Consider the following 14,319-nt stretch of genomic DNA (forward strand, 5'->3'; position numbering starts at 1 on the left):
ATTTCTTCGTTGTTCTCTCCAGTCTATTGATGTGGGTTAATGGGAGCGCTCCCAATGTCCCCGATTGGAGATCCCCATGCGCCCACGGTTAGTGGCAGTCCTCGCCGCCGGCCTCGTCACCGTCTCGCTCGCCACCGTCCCGCTCGCGTCCCGGGCCGAGGCCGCCGCCGGATGTTCCGTCTCCTATGCCGTGTCCAGCCAGTGGCCGGGCGGATTCGGCGCCAACGTCACCGTCACGAACCTCGGCGACCCGGTCACGTCGTGGTCGCTGACCTGGTCGTTCGCAGCCGGGCAGACGATCACCCAGCTGTGGAGCGGCGTGGTCGCCCAGGCCGGGACCGCGGTGACCGTCCGCAACGCTGCCTGGAACGGAACCGTCGCCACCGGCGGGACCGCTTCGTTCGGCTTCAACGGGTCGTGGACGGGGTCGAACCCGGCACCGAGCGGGTTCAGTTTGAACGGGGTGGCCTGCACGGGCGGGACTTCCGGCTCACCCTCGGCGTCACCGTCCGTGTCGTCATCCGTGTCACCGTCGGTGTCCCCGTCTGTTTCACCGTCCGTGTCGCCGTCTGTTTCACCTTCGGTGTCCCCGTCTGTTTCGCCGTCGGTGTCCCCTTCTGTTTCGCCCTCGTCGCCGCCTGCCGGGGCGCCGGTCAAGATCATGGCGTTGGGTGACTCGATCACCGGGTCGCCGGGGTGCTGGCGGGCGCTGCTCTGGCAGAAGCTGCCGGCCACCGGGGTCGACTTCGTCGGGACGCTGCCCGGGCAGGGATGCGGCTTCGCCTACGACGGCGAGAACGAAGGTCACGGCGGTTATCTGGCGACCAACGTGGCGAACCAGAACCTGCTGCCGGGCTGGCTCTCGGCCACCGATCCGGACGTCGTGCTGATGCACTTCGGCACGAACGACGCCTGGAGCAACCTGTCGACGACCACGATCCTGGACGCGTACACCAGGATGGTCGGCCAGATGCGGGCGTCCAACCCGAACATGAGGATCCTGGTCGCTCAGATCATCCCGCTGAACCCGTCCACCTGCACGGATTGCGGGCAGCGGGTGGTGGCTCTGAACGCGGCGATCCCGGCCTGGGCGTCGTCGCTGAGCACGGCCGCGTCGCCGATCAGCGTGGTCGACCAGTGGACCGGATTCAACACGGCGACCGACACGTACGACGGCGTCCACCCGAACGACGCCGGCAACGTGAAGATCGCCGACAAGTGGTACCCGGCGTTGGCAGCAGTTCTCTGACGACCTTTGGAAGCCCTCTGAATCCCTTTGAAGCCCTCTGAACGCCTTTTGCCGCCCGGCGCTGTCACGCGCCGGGCGGTTTTTTGGCGGGCGATTTTGGCCGGGAAGCACGCGTTCGGACTGTGACAGCGTCCTGTTCACGGGCTTAGGCTGAGAGCCATGGCCGAGCCGAAGACCGTTCGTACCGAACAAGGCGTCGACGAGTTCCTGGCCGCCGTCGCTGATCCGAAACGCCGCGACGACGCCGTGGCCGCGCTGGCACTGATCCGGGACGCCACCGGGGCCGAGCCCACCATGTGGGGCACGGCGATCGTCGGGTTCGGCGTCTATCACTACCGATATGCCACCGGCACTGAGGGAGACTGGCCGGCCGTCGGCTTGTCGCCCCGGAAACAGGCGCTCACGTTGTATATCTCGGCGGGCTTCGACGCGTACCCTGGCCTGCTTGAACGTCTCGGTCCGCACCGCACCGGGAAGTCCTGTCTGTACCTGAAACGCCTCGCCGATGTGGATCAAGAGGTGCTGCGGGAGCTGGTGAAGGCCGGTTACGAGCACCTGAACGGTAAAACGGTGATCTCTGAGAGGGTGTAGCCGTCCGAACCGGACGGCATAATCATCCGGTGGACAATTGGGAATACGCGCGGCTCGAATACCGCGCCGCGGGCACGCTGGGATCCGACCGGTTCATGGACTGGACGGCGACGTTCCACCATCCCGGTGGCCTTCTGCGCTGGGGCACCGACGAACGTTTCGACGACATCCGGCACCTCAACCGGGCGGGGCTGGCCGGTTGGCAGGCCTACGACCGCGCGGTCATCCATGTGAAGGACGAGCCGCACCGGCTGAGCAGCGTGACGTACTCGATGCGCCGTCCGCTCCCGGTCGACCCGCCGTCCGTTCCCGGGGTTTCGTAAGGCTGTTATGCCGGTGTCATGTGGCTTGGCTTAGGGTTTCTTCGTGGCCAAGGAGACCGGGACCAAGCTGATCGCCTCCAACAAGAAGGCGCGTCACGACTACGCGATCCTCAAGACATATGAGGCGGGCCTGGTGCTGGCCGGGACCGAGGTCAAATCGCTGCGCCTGGGCCGCGTGTCACTCGTGGACACGTTCGCCCAGGAGCACAACGGCGAGCTGATGCTCTACGGCCTGCACATCGCGGAGTACGGCTTCGGCAGCTGGACCAACCATTCCCCGCGCCGGACCCGCAAGCTGCTGCTGCACAAGGACGAGATCATCAAGATCTTGAACAAGCTCAACGAGGGGTCCGGCCTCACCCTGGTGCCGCTGTCGCTCTACTTCAAGGACGGCTGGGCCAAGGTCGAGCTGGGGCTGGCGCGAGGCCTCAAGTCCTACGACAAGCGGCAGGTCATGGCCGAGCGCGACGCGAAAAAAGAGATCGCCAAGGAGTTCGGCCGCCGGCTGAAAGGCCGGTCGGCGACGGGAGGTGGGCGTCGCTGAGACTTCCCGCAGCCGGGTTCCTGACCGCGGCTAGGATCTACGGGTGGAAGATCCAAAAGTAGAATTCGGGCTGGACACGTTCGGCGACGTCACGGTCGGCGACGACGGCAAGGCCATCCCTTACGCGCAGGTCATCCGGAACGTCATCGAGCAGGCGGTCCTCGCGGACCGGGTCGGCGTCGACGCGTTCGGTGTCGGTGAGCACCACCGTGACGACTACGCGGTCTCCGCGCCGGAGATCGTGCTGGCGGCTATCGCCGCGAAGACCGAGCGAATCAAGCTCGGCACGGCGGTCACGGTTCTGAGCTCCGACGATCCGGTACGGGTGTTCGAGCGCTTCGCCACCCTGGACGCGATCTCGGGCGGCCGCTCCGAGATCATCCTGGGCCGGGGTTCGTTCACCGAGTCGTTCCCGCTGTTCGGGTACGACCTGTCGGACTACGAGCAGCTGTTCTCGGAGAAGCTTGACCTGGTCTCGCACCTGCTCACCGAGGGGCCGGTGACCTGGTCCGGTTCGGTGCGGCCGCCGCTGAAGGACCAGCAGGTCTACCCGAAGACCGAGTCGGGCCGGATCCACGCCTCGATCGGCGTGGGCGGCAGCCCCGAGTCGGTGGTGCGGGCCGCACAGTACGGCCTGCCGCTGGTACTGGCGATCATCGGCGGCGAGCCGGCCCGGTTCGCGCCGTACGTCGACCTGTACCACCGCGCGCTCAAGGAGCTCGCGCAGCTGGATCCGGAGCAGCCTGAAGTCACACCTCATGTCGCGGCGCACTGCCCCGGTTTCGTCGCGGAGACCGACGAGGAGGCGATCGAGGTTCTCTGGCCGCACGCCCGGAAGATGCTGGACCGGCTCGGGCGCGAGCGTGGCTGGCCGCGGACGACGAAGGACCGCTTCGTCGCGGACATCACCCAGGGCGCCTGGCACGTCGGGTCCCCGGAGACCGTCGCGCAGAAGATCGCAGCGACGGTGGGTGCGCTGGGGATCCAGCGGTTCGACCTGAAGTACTCGCACGGGACGCTGCCCCACGACCGGCTGATGACGTGCGTGGAGCTGTACGGCACGCAGGTCATCCCGCGGGTACGGGAGCTGCTGGCGGCTTAACGCCGGTTCCCGGCGAGCGCCGGTTTCCGGCCAGCGCCAATTTCGGGAAAGCGAAAGGCCGGCGAGTCGCCTGATGGCGGCCGGCCGGCCTTTCGGTTCAGCTATCTGCTGGTGCGGCGCTGCTTACTTGATGCCGGCCTTTTACTTGATGCCGGCCTTGTTGCAGGCGGTCTTGAACTTCGCGGTGCAGAGCACCTTCGCGGTGACGTAGCCGCCGTCCACGACCGTCTTGACGTTGGCCTTGGTGATGGCTTCCGGCTCCAGCTTCACGAACGGCACATAGGCGCCCGACTCCGGGTCCTTCAGCTTGTCGTCGACCGGCGACTTGACGTTCTTGTACAGGTTGATCGCCAGCTTCGCGGCGGCGTCCGCCTCGAGCTTCACGTTCTTGTACACGGTCATGCACTGGTCGCCGATGAGGATGTTCTGGAGACCCTGCACGGTCGCGTCCTGGCCGGTGACCGGGACGTCCCCGTTCATCTTCTTCTCGCGGAGCACCTCGATGGCCGCGTTGCCGAGGCCGTCGTTGGCGGCGAGGACGCCGCCGATCTTCGGGTACTGCTTCAGCATCTGAGCGAAGATCTCGCGACCCTCGTCGTTGTCCCAGTCCTGCACGAACTGGTCCGGGCCCTTCATGAACGTGGCGTCATCGAAGTGGGTCTGGAGGACCCGGTCGTAACCGTTCTTGAACAGCGTCGCGTTGTTGTCCGTCGGCGAGCCGTTGAGCTCGGCGACGATCGGGGTGTTCACGTTCTTGGCGTTCAGGCAGTTGACCAGTTCCTGTGCCTGGAGCTCGCCGACCCGCTCGTTGTCGAAGCTGACGTAGTAGTCAGCGCCGCCGTTGAGGGTAAGACGGTCGTAATCGATGACGGGGACACTGCGGGAGTGAGCGTCGTCGATCACGGCCTTACCGCTCACCGAGTCCAGGTTCGCGATGATCAGGACCTTCGCGCCCTCGTCCAGCATCTTGTCGGCAAGGCGCTTGAACTGCTCCTTGTCGCCCTCAGCGTTCTCGATCGTGTAGGGCACCTTGCCGGCCTCGAACGCGGCCTTCAGGTACTTCGGGTCGTCCGTTCCCCAGCGCTGCGAGCTCTTGGTGTCGGGCAGGATCACACCGATGCCGCCCGAACCGGTCGACTCGCCGCCGTTGCTGGTCGTTGCCGAGCCGCTGTCGCTGTTGTCACCGGGGTCGGTGCCGTCGTCACAAGCCGTGAGTGTGACCGTGGTCAACAGGCCTGCGGCGACCAGGGCGAGCAGAGACTTGCGCATGGCGATATATGTCCTCTCAGGGGGACCCGAGCTGCGGTGGGGCGCTGAACGGCCCGCCTAGTATCGGCCAGCGCGCCGGGGGAGCAACATCGGGAGGGGGCCAGAGGAACAAGATTATTCATTTCCTGCGGGTTACTGCCAAACAATCACTAGGAGTAACCGCTCCATGATCCTCTGTTCCCAGCGTCAGGGGGTTCGGGCCCCCATACGTCAGGCTTTTTCGGCTCCTGCTGTCAATCCTTCGGTGAGCAGCCGCTCAGCCGCGAAGAATATGATCACAATCGGCAGCGTCAGCACAACGGAACCGGCCATCAGGACGGTCTTGCTGACCTCGATGCCACCGGAGAGCTGCGCCAGGCCGAGCGAGACGGTCCAGTCGGCGCGATCCTCCACCAGGAAGAGCAGGGCGAACAGGAATTCGTTCCACGCGATCATGAAGACGTACAGGGCGTTCGCCATCACGGCCGGAGCTGCCAGCGGAAGGACGATCTTGACCAGCGTCTGGAGCCGGCCGTACCCGTCGACCGCGGCCGCCTCCTCCAAGCTCTCCGGGATCGTGCTGAGGTAATTGCGCAGCATGTAGATCGAGACCGGGACCGTCTGGGCGATGTACACGAACGTCAGCCCGGCCAGCGAGCCGCGCAGCCCGAGCCGGGTGAAGAGCACGAAGAGCGGGATCGCGAGCAGGATCGACGGGAACAGGTAGACCGACAGGAACAGGAAGTGCACCTGACGGCGACCGGTGAACCGCAGACGGCTGACCGCGTACGCGCCGGGGATCGACACCAGCAGCGTCAGGACCGTGGCGGCCACCGAGACGATCGCGGAGTTCGTCAGCAGACGCAGGAAGCCCTGCCCGCCGTCGGCCACCGAGGTCAGCACCTCCTGGTACGTGCTGACGGTCCATGCGGAGGGCGGCGCCCAGAACTGTCCCGGGTTCTGGAGGAGCTGCTCGATCGGGCGTACCGAGAGCAGCAGCATGTAGAGGAACGGGAACAGCGTCGTGACCAGCAGTACGGTGATCACCAGTGGGCGCAGGACGTTGAGCACCCGGGTCTCGATCTGGGCGCGATCTCTCCTGGTCCCTTTCACGGTCTACCCCTCCCCTTCGACGCGGGGCGCCAGGAAGCGCAGATAGATCACCAGCAGCACGACCAGGCCGGCGGCGAGAACCAGGGCCTGCGCGGCCGCGGCACCGATGTCGAAGCGGGCGGTGAGGAACTCGAAGACGCGCACGCTCACCACCTCGGTGCCGGCACCGCCGCCGGTCAGCAGGTAAACGTCGTCGAACTTGTTGAACGTCATGATGAAGCGCAGCACGCAGAGCAGCGCGATCACGGCGGAGAGCTGCGGCAGCAGGATGTGCCGGAAGACCTGGGTGGGCGCGGCGCCGTCGACCCGGGCCGCCTCCTCCAGCTCCTGCGGCACCGCCTGGAGACGGGCGAGCAGGAACAGGAACGCGAACGGGAAGTACCGCCACGACTCGAACGCGATCACGGTGAGCAGAGCGATCGGGATGTCGACGTGCCAGCCCAGGACGTTCAGGGCGTACTCACGCTGGCTGAGGAACGCGATCGGCCGGTCCCAGCCGAGGAACCTCATCCCCCAGTCGTTCAGGAGGCCGAACTGTGGGCTGAGCAGCACGGTCCAGACGAATGTCACGGCCACCACGGGCGCTACGTACGGAAGAAGGACCGAGGCCCGGACCAGTGTCCGGGCCCGGAAGCGGGCCCGGAGAGCCAGAGCCGCGATCAGGCCGATCGTTATCGATCCGAGGGTCGAGCCGACCGTGTAGACCACGGTTGTCCAGAGCGACGACCAGAATCCGGGCGAGGTCAGGACCACCTCGATGTTGGCGAGGCTGTAGTCGCCGAAGACGCCGGCCCGGCGCAGGTTGATCAGCCGGATCCGCTGGAAGGCCAGCATGATCGTCCAGAGGATCGGCAGGATCACCACGACCAGGACCACGACGAGCGTGGGTGAGAGATAGGCGAGGCCCGCACGGTTCTCCTGCTGGCGAAGCGTCCGGGGTTGCTTCACTCTCACTCGAGGGACTTCTGGATCGCCGTGACGTCCTCCGCCGCTCGTTGCGCCGCGCCCGCCGCGTCCAGCTCGCCGGTCGTCAGGCTGTTGATCGCCTTCGGCACCGGCAGTTCGCCGAGGGTGGCGCCGACCAGGGCGCCCTGCTTCTGGGGGAAGCCCCAGCGCTGGAACGTGTCAGGGCTCTTCTGGAGCGCGGTGAGGAAGTCCTCCGGATAGACCTCGGCGAGCGGTTTCTTGGTGTCCACACCGGCCGGCAGGCTGTTCCAGGCCTTGACGAATTTCGTGGCGTCGTCGGCCGTACCCTTGCGCACGGGAATTTTGCCCTCGGGAGCGATACCGAGCCAGTCGGTGTATCCCTCGTTCATCATGTAGCTGACGAAGCGCTTCGCAGACTCGGTCTGGTTTCCTTCGCCCTGGTTTCCTTCGGTCTGGGTGATGGCCCAGCTGGTGATCTCGCCGAACTGGGCGGGTTGTCCCTGCGGGCCGCTCACGGCGGTGACGACACCGGTGTTCTTCGCCAGCCAGGCCGGGTCGTTCTTGCACTCGGCGCAGGTGGGCAGGGCGTCGTTGCGCAGGCCGGCCAGCTCGTCGAGCAGGAACGACGACCAGACGACCATGGCGGCCTTGCCGGCGAAGTACGTGGCGCGGGTGGTGTCGACGTCCTGCGCGCCCGGCACCGACCAGTTCTTCACCAGGTCGGCGTAGAGCTGGAACGTCTCCACGCACTGCGGTGAGTCGAGCAGCACCGTCTTCGCGTCGTCGACGAGCTGGCAGTTGTTGCCGAGCGCGAGGTTCTCGAAGGTCTGCTGGGTGAACGCGTCGTTCCCGACGGTCGCGACAGTGATGCCGGCGACCTGGTTCGTGGTGAGCTTCTCGGCGGCGGCGCGGATCGCGGCATAGGTGTCCGGCGCCGGCAGACCGGCCGCTGCGAACAGGTCCTTACGGTAGAAGAGCAGCTGCGCCCAGCCGTCCGAAGGCACCGCCCACTGCGCTGGTCCGGCTGGCTTGCCGTCCTGGTTGGTCAGCGCCAGTGCCGGGGCGGCGAACGTTGCGGCGCCGAGTTCATCCACGACCGACTTGGCGGCCGCGGTGTCGAGCAGTTCGTTGGTGGCCATCTGCGCCACGGCGGCGAGCGGGAGCGCACCCACCACGTCCGGCAGCGTCCCGGCCGCGGCGGCCGAGGTGATCAGGCTGCTGAACTGGTTCTCGTCGGTGGCCACGATCTTCACCGGGATGCCGGTGGACTTGGTGAACTCGTCGGCGATCTTCTGGGTGGCCTGAACCCGATCGGTCAGGTTCTCCAGGCTCCAGACAGTGAGCGTCCCTCCGGAGTCGCCCTCGTCGCTTCCGCACGCTCCCAGCGCACCCACCAGAGCACCCACCAGGAGGAGTGCGGCAGCCGCTCGTACCCGGACTGCCGGTCTGTCGAAACCCATGATGTCCACCCCGTTACGCATCGATAACGACGAACATTTCCGACGGTAAGCCCGTGCCGGTGCCGGCGCGAATCGAGCGGCCACCACAATGGGATGTCATGAGCCTGCGGATCCGAGTCGCGACCGAAGACGACCTGCCCGCACTGCGGGAGGTGATGGCGGCGTCGATCGCCGAGCTGCAGCGGGGGTTTCTCGACGACGACCAGATCGCCGCGAGCCACGCGATCATGGGGCTGGACACGCAGCTCGTCGTCGACGGGACGTACTTCGTGGTCGAGGAGAACGCGACCATCTGCGGGTGTGGCGGGTGGAGCCGGCGGGCAACGCTGTACGGCGGCGACCACAGCGCCGGGCGGGATGCCGCGCTGCTGGATCCGGGACGGGACCCGGCAAGGGTACGGGCCATGTTCACGCATCCGCGGCACGCACGGCGAGGAGTCGGCCGGATGATCCTGGCCGAGTGCGAACGAGCGGCCGCCGCGGAGGGGTTCACCACCCTGGAACTGATGGGAACTCTCTCGGGACAGCCGCTCTACGCAGCCAACGGTTACGGGGTCGTCGAGGAGCTCACGGACGCTCGTTCGGGCGTACCCGTGCCTCTGGTTCGCATGCGCAAGGAAATCGTCTGAGCGCAACCACAAGCTGGTCTTCTACCAGCTCACGGCGATGTACTTCGACTCGAGGTATTCGAGGAGGCCCTCGTGGCCGCCCTCGCGGCCGATGCCGCTCTGCTTGACGCCGCCGAACGGTGCGGCCGGGTCGCTGACCAGGCCGCGGTTCACGCCGACCATGCCGGCCTCGATCGCCTCGCTCACCCGCAGGCCGCGGGAGAGGTCGCCGGTGTAGACGTAGGCCACGAGGCCGTACTCGGTGTCGTTGGCCAGCGCGATGGCCTCGTCCTCGCTGGTGAACGTCACGATCGGCGCGACCGGGCCGAAGATCTCCTCGCGGAGGATCGCCGAGTCCGGGCCGACGCCGGTCAGCACGGTCGGCGGGTAGTAGAAGCCGGGACCGCCCGGACGGCTGCCGCCGGTGATCGCCTCGGCGCCGGCGTCGAGTGCGGAGCGGACCAGACTGTCCACCTTCGCCACGGTGTCCTCGTTGACGAGCGGGCCCACCTGCGTCTTCTCGTCCGTGCCCGGGCCGACGACCAGCGCGGACATGCGCTGCGCGAGCCGGCGGGAGAAGTCGTCGGCGACCGTCGTCTCGACGAAGAACCGGTTCGCCGCGGTGCACGCCTCGCCGCCGTTGCGCATCTTCGCGATCATCGCGCCGTCGACCGCGGCGTCCAGGTCGGCGTCCGCGAAGACCAGGAACGGCGCGTTGCCGCCCAGCTCCATCGACGTGTTCACCACGTTCTCGGCGGCCTGCGCGAGCAGGATCCGGCCCACCTCGGTCGAGCCGGTGAACGACAGCTTGCGGACCCGCGGGTCGTGCAACATCGCCGACACGACCTTGCCGGAGCTGCGGGACGGCAGCACGTTCACCACTCCCTCGGGCACGCCCGCCTCGGCCAGGATCGCGGCCATCGCGAGCGCGGTCAGCGGGGTGTCACTGGCCGGCTTCAGGATCACCGTGCAGCCGGCCGCGAGCGCCGGACCGATCTTGCGGGTGGCCATGGCGGCCGGGAAGTTCCACGGCGTGACCAGCACACACACGCCGACCGGCTGGCGCACCACGAGAAGCTTGTTGGCGCCGGACGGAGCGGTCGCGATCGAACCCTCGCCGCGGACCGCCTCCTCCGCGAACCAGCGGAAGAACTCGGCCGCGTACGTGACCTCGCCCTTCGCGTCCACGAGAGCCTTGCCGTTCTCCAGGCTGATGAGTTTCGCCAGGTCGGCGGCGCGTTCGGTCATCAGCTCGAACGCTTTGCGCAGCACCTCCGCGCGTACCCTCGGTGGTGTCTTGGCCCAAGCGGGACCCGCGGCAGCAGCCGCGTCCACCGCGGCGATCGCGTCCGTCTCCGTGCCGTCCGCGACCGAGGCGATGGTGTCGCCGGTCGCCGGGTCGAGGACGTCGAAGCGGCTCCCCGAGGAGGCCGGCACCCATTTGCCGCCGATGAACAGTTCGGTTTCCACTGCGCTCCTCATTTCCTCGCGTCGCCGTACTCGGCCTTAGCTTGCTACCGATCGCTGCGCCTCGCCATGCTTCCCTGGACACTTGGTGCGTGGCGGGTGTGTGATGGCGAGACGGCGTCGTCCATCAGGTTTATCCAAGATCATTCTCAGATGCCAACGGGGACGGGATCGGCGGCCTCGCGGGTCTGGGATGCGACGCGCTCTGGCTCACACCGTTCCAGGCCTCACCCCAAAACGATCATGGGTACGACGTGAGCGCCTAGACCCGATCTTCGGTGATCTCGCTGATTTCGACGCTCTGCTCGCGCGGGCGCACGAGCTCGGGCTGCGCGTGATCATCGACATCGTCCCCCATCAGTGCTCCTCGGAGCATCCGATCTTCCAGGCGGCGCGGGCGGGAGGTGAGTCGGCGCGGGAACGCTTTTACTTCAGCTCTACGCCCAACAACTGGCCTAGCGTGTTCGGCGGCCCGGTCGGGGTACCTGCATCTTTACGCGCCGTCACAGCCCGACTGGAACTGGTGTGATCCACGGACCGCGCCGTTCTTCGACAATGTGATCCGGTTCTGGTTCGACCGGGTGTTCCGTCGCTGGCGGGAGATCGCCGACGGGTACGACCCGCCGCGCGTCCTGATCGGCGAGGTCGACATGGAGCCGGCCCGGGCGGCTCGATTCATCGGGCCGGATCGGCTGCATCAGGCGTTCGCGTCCGGGTTCCTGGTCGCTCCGTGGAGTGCCGGCGCGCGGTGAGAGGCGGGTGAGGAGTTGCTGCGGCACCCGCCGGTCACGTGGGTCCTGGAGAACCATGACGTGGTGGAACCCGGGCGTTCCGGAACCCCGCTGCTCTAGAGCCGGTCGATTTTTCTGGGTTGTCGCAAATCCTTGATGGCGTCTCTGGCTGGGCAATGGGAGGGGTTTTTGTCGTACGCATGTTCGAAGATTGTCGTGTGTTGGAGGCGGCGGAGCGGTTGGTGGCGGTGGCGGGTGAGTGCGCCCGCGCACCGATGTTCGGGCTGTCCGAGGCGGACCTCCTGGACTTCCTCGACCAGGTCTTCCACGCTCAGCAGCTGCTCCAGGCAGCGTTGCTGCACGCGGTGCGCGAGGTGGACGGCCGCGGAATTCCCGGGTCGCAACAGGCGGCGACGGCGAACATGTGGTTGCGAGAGCGGCTACGGATCTCCTCGTCGACGGCCGGCATGTGGCTGGCCCAGGCACGAGTCCTGGACACCTATCCCGATCTGGACGCGGCCGCCGTCGCCGGCGCGATCAACGCCGAGCAGATGGCCGTCATCACCACGGAGCTGGCGCAGCTACCCAAAGACCTGGACGCCGAGACCCACGAGCGGGCGCGGCAGGTTCTGATCGAGTGGGCGCAGGTGCTCGACCCGCGAAGGCTGCGGATCGCGGCGCGCCGGATCCTCGAACACGTCGCCCCGGAGGCCGGCGAGGCCGAGGAAGAAGCCCGGCTGCGCCGGGCCGAGCGCGAAGCACGGGAGCAACGGTTCCTCACGCTGACCTCGGCGGGCGACGGACGCGTACGGTTGCGTGGCCTTCTCGACAGCGAGGCCGCCGCCGTGGTGACGGCAGCGCTGGACCCGCTGTGCCGGCCCGCCGCGACCGAATCTGAGCTGGCGGAGACCGGTGAGACCCGGACACCGGGGCAGCGACGCGCGGACGCGCTGGTCGACGTGTGCCGGCTCGTCCTCTCCGGCGGCCGTCTGCCGGAACAGGGCGGCGCGCGGCCACAACTGGCGATCACCGCTTCCTACGACACGCTGCTCCGTGATCTCGGGCCGGGTGTGCTGGCCGACGGGGAGCCGGTCTCGGCCGAGACGGTCCGCCGGATCGCCTGCGACGCCCAGGTGCTGCCGCTGATCTTCAGTGGGGAGAGCCAGGTGCTCGACGCCGGCCGTACCCGGCGGCTGGTCAGCGGCGTGCAGCGGAGGGCGCTGGTGGTGCGGGACCGGGGATGCACGTTCCCCGGCTGTGACCGGCCGGCCCAGTGGTGCGAGGCGCACCACATGAAGCCGTGGTCAGAGGGCGGCAAGACCGATCTGCGCGATCTGGCGTTGCTGTGCGGGTACCACCATCAGGTCATTCACGGGGACTCCGGCTGGCAGATCCGGCCCGGGCCCGATGGAGGCCCCGAGTTCCTGCCACCGGCGTCCCTCGACCCGGACCGGGCACCGCGCCGCAATCTGTACCACCGGCGCGGCTCGGATCATCACCGCGACAAGGGCGGTAGTGGAGGTGAAAAGCGAGTTCAACGGCGCGGGCAGGGGCAACGACACCGGCGAGTTCGGGGGTACGGGAAAGCTCAGCGGTACGGGCAAGCTCGGGGATACAGGCAAGTTCAGGGGGATGGTGGCGAGAGGTACCACCGGCGGACGTGAGTTCCCGTCGACCCGCGTCAACGAGGTCGGGCACTCAACTCGCGGATGACATCGGCGAGGTTCGGGGGTTCGATGCGGTCCGGCAGCGGATTCGGCACCTTTCGGGCGTCGCCCGGCTCCAGTGCGGCCGGGTCGGCCCAGGTGTGGCCGAGGAGTTCGCGTTGCTCGTACTCAAGGAGACCGTCCCGGACCACCACCGGCCGTGACGTCAGGAAGAAGGCCGCGAAGAATTGTTCGGGGCCGGCGAATCGCCGGCCTTTCCACCAGATGTCACGGTGGACGTCGATGAAGTCGGGGAGGATCGCGCTCGCGTCCAGGCCGGTCTCCTCGGTGAGCTCGCGGCGGGCTGCGTCGAGCGGGCTCTCCCCCGGTTCGATGCCGCCGCCGGGCGGCTCCCAGAGGCGGTGTCCGTTGGTCGGATCCTCCCAGTGCAGGAGCAGAATTCGGCCGTCGGCGTCGAAACAGATCACACGGACGGCGGGGCGGTACACGCTCTCCATGATCGGACTCTAGCCAGACTGACCCGCTCAGACTGGCCCGCTCAGACTGGGCCGCTCAAACTGGGCCGCTCAAACTGGGCCGCCCAGACCCGCTTGCCGAGACCGGCCGACCGGAGATTTCGGCCAAGGTCGACGACTAGGGTTGTCGGAGTGGCCAAGTACTTCGACGTGCATCCAGACAACCCGCAGCAGCGCAGCATCCACCAGATCGTCGACGTGATCCGCGGTGACGGGCTGATCGCCTATCCGACCGACTCCTGCTTCGCGCTGGGCTGCCGGATGGGCAACAAGGACGGCCTGGACCGGATCCGATCAATTCGGCATCTGGACGACCGGCACCATTTCACGTTGATGTGCCACGACTTCGCGCAGCTCGGCCAGTTCGTGCAGATCAACAACGCGCTGTTCAGGGCCGTGAAGGCGTCCACGCCGGGGCCGTACACGTTCATCCTGCCCGCGACCAAGGAAGTGCCGCGGCGCCTGCTTCACCCGAAGAAGAAGACCGTCGGGGTACGCATCACCAGCCACGTCACCGCCCAGGCGATCCTTGCCGAACTGGGTGAGCCGCTCGTCTCCAGCACCCTGCTGCTGCCCGGCGAGGCGGAGCCGATGACCCAGGGCTGGGAGATCAAGGAAGCACTGGACCACAGCGTGGACGCGGTCGTCGACTCGGGTGAGTGCGGCACCGAGCCGACCACTGTCGTAGACCTCTCCGAGGGCGTCCCGGAGATCCTGCGGGTCGGCGCCGGCGACCCGAGCAGGTTCTCGGAGTAACCAGCCCCTGGGCCCGGC

At 67.4% G+C, this 14,319-nt stretch carries 15 protein-coding genes and 1 pseudogene; 10 read left to right on the plus strand and 6 right to left on the minus strand.

Going from position 1 to position 14,319, the window contains the following annotated elements:
- Positions 1-76: 76 nt before the first annotated feature.
- The 5 genes from B0I29_RS32610 to B0I29_RS32630 all read left to right on the plus strand — a co-directional run bounded on the left by B0I29_RS32610 (position 77) and on the right by B0I29_RS32630 (position 3,809).
- On the plus strand, positions 77-1,249 hold the full coding sequence (locus tag B0I29_RS32610) for a cellulose binding domain-containing protein (RefSeq protein WP_111653122.1): 1,173 nt from the start codon (positions 77-79) through the stop codon (positions 1,247-1,249).
- Positions 1,250-1,408: 159 nt separating this feature from the next.
- Positions 1,409-1,840 carry a DUF1801 domain-containing protein gene (locus tag B0I29_RS32615; RefSeq protein WP_111652974.1) on the plus strand — a complete coding sequence of 144 codons (432 nt, stop codon included), beginning with the start codon at positions 1,409-1,411 and terminating at the stop codon, positions 1,838-1,840.
- A gap of 29 nt (positions 1,841-1,869) precedes the next feature.
- On the plus strand, positions 1,870-2,163 hold the full coding sequence (locus B0I29_RS32620) for a hypothetical protein (protein ID WP_111652975.1): 294 nt from the start codon (positions 1,870-1,872) through the stop codon (positions 2,161-2,163).
- A gap of 43 nt (positions 2,164-2,206) precedes the next feature.
- A complete protein-coding gene (gene smpB / locus B0I29_RS32625) occupies positions 2,207-2,707 on the plus strand; it encodes an SsrA-binding protein SmpB (RefSeq protein WP_111652976.1) in 501 nt (166 codons plus the stop codon).
- Positions 2,708-2,750: 43 nt separating this feature from the next.
- On the plus strand, positions 2,751-3,809 hold the full coding sequence (locus B0I29_RS32630) for an LLM class flavin-dependent oxidoreductase (protein WP_111652977.1): 1,059 nt from the start codon (positions 2,751-2,753) through the stop codon (positions 3,807-3,809).
- A 141-nt stretch (positions 3,810-3,950) separates the two neighbouring features.
- Here B0I29_RS32630 and B0I29_RS32635 read toward each other — a convergent pair whose 3' ends face one another.
- The 4 genes from B0I29_RS32635 to B0I29_RS32650 form a co-directional block, all read right to left on the minus strand.
- Positions 3,951-5,078, minus strand: coding sequence for a sugar ABC transporter substrate-binding protein (locus B0I29_RS32635; RefSeq protein ID WP_111652978.1), 1,128 nt, complete (start codon positions 5,076-5,078; stop codon positions 3,951-3,953).
- Positions 5,079-5,288: 210 nt separating this feature from the next.
- Positions 5,289-6,170, minus strand: coding sequence for a carbohydrate ABC transporter permease (locus B0I29_RS32640; RefSeq protein WP_111652979.1), 882 nt, complete (start codon positions 6,168-6,170; stop codon positions 5,289-5,291).
- A gap of 3 nt (positions 6,171-6,173) precedes the next feature.
- Complete coding sequence (locus B0I29_RS32645; RefSeq protein ID WP_245972905.1) at positions 6,174-7,118, minus strand: carbohydrate ABC transporter permease; 945 nt, start codon at positions 7,116-7,118, stop codon at positions 6,174-6,176.
- A gap of 2 nt (positions 7,119-7,120) precedes the next feature.
- Complete coding sequence (locus tag B0I29_RS32650) at positions 7,121-8,557, minus strand: ABC transporter substrate-binding protein (protein ID WP_111653123.1); 1,437 nt, start codon at positions 8,555-8,557, stop codon at positions 7,121-7,123.
- A 98-nt stretch (positions 8,558-8,655) separates the two neighbouring features.
- Between B0I29_RS32650 and B0I29_RS32655 the strand changes: the two genes are divergently transcribed.
- Positions 8,656-9,186, plus strand: coding sequence for a GNAT family N-acetyltransferase (locus B0I29_RS32655; protein ID WP_111652981.1), 531 nt, complete (start codon positions 8,656-8,658; stop codon positions 9,184-9,186).
- Between the two features lie 21 nt (positions 9,187-9,207).
- On the opposite strand, the gene B0I29_RS32660 is transcribed toward B0I29_RS32655, so the two are convergent.
- A complete protein-coding gene (locus tag B0I29_RS32660) occupies positions 9,208-10,647 on the minus strand; it encodes an NAD-dependent succinate-semialdehyde dehydrogenase (protein WP_111652982.1) in 1,440 nt (479 codons plus the stop codon).
- A 173-nt stretch (positions 10,648-10,820) separates the two neighbouring features.
- Here B0I29_RS32660 and B0I29_RS47055 point away from each other — a divergent pair.
- The 3 genes and pseudogenes from B0I29_RS47055 (at position 10,821) to B0I29_RS32670 (ending at position 13,027) form a co-directional block, all read left to right on the plus strand.
- Positions 10,821-11,161 (plus strand): annotated as a pseudogene (locus tag B0I29_RS47055) (alpha-amylase family glycosyl hydrolase).
- Between the two features lie 28 nt (positions 11,162-11,189).
- A complete protein-coding gene (locus B0I29_RS47060; RefSeq protein WP_245972907.1) occupies positions 11,190-11,384 on the plus strand; it encodes a hypothetical protein in 195 nt (64 codons plus the stop codon).
- A gap of 197 nt (positions 11,385-11,581) precedes the next feature.
- Entirely contained in the window at positions 11,582-13,027 is a 1,446-nt protein-coding gene (locus B0I29_RS32670; RefSeq protein ID WP_245972909.1) for an HNH endonuclease signature motif containing protein, read from the plus strand.
- A 17-nt stretch (positions 13,028-13,044) separates the two neighbouring features.
- On the opposite strand, the gene B0I29_RS32675 is transcribed toward B0I29_RS32670, so the two are convergent.
- A complete protein-coding gene (locus B0I29_RS32675) occupies positions 13,045-13,527 on the minus strand; it encodes an NUDIX hydrolase (protein ID WP_111652984.1) in 483 nt (160 codons plus the stop codon).
- Positions 13,528-13,677: 150 nt separating this feature from the next.
- On the opposite strand from B0I29_RS32675, the gene B0I29_RS32680 reads away from it, so the two are divergent.
- Positions 13,678-14,301, plus strand: coding sequence for an L-threonylcarbamoyladenylate synthase (locus tag B0I29_RS32680; RefSeq protein WP_111652985.1), 624 nt, complete (start codon positions 13,678-13,680; stop codon positions 14,299-14,301).
- Positions 14,302-14,319: the final 18 nt, after the last annotated feature.

The sequence above is a fragment of the Actinoplanes lutulentus genome, from assembly GCF_003259845.1.
Lineage (GTDB): Bacteria > Actinomycetota > Actinomycetes > Mycobacteriales > Micromonosporaceae > Actinoplanes > Actinoplanes lutulentus.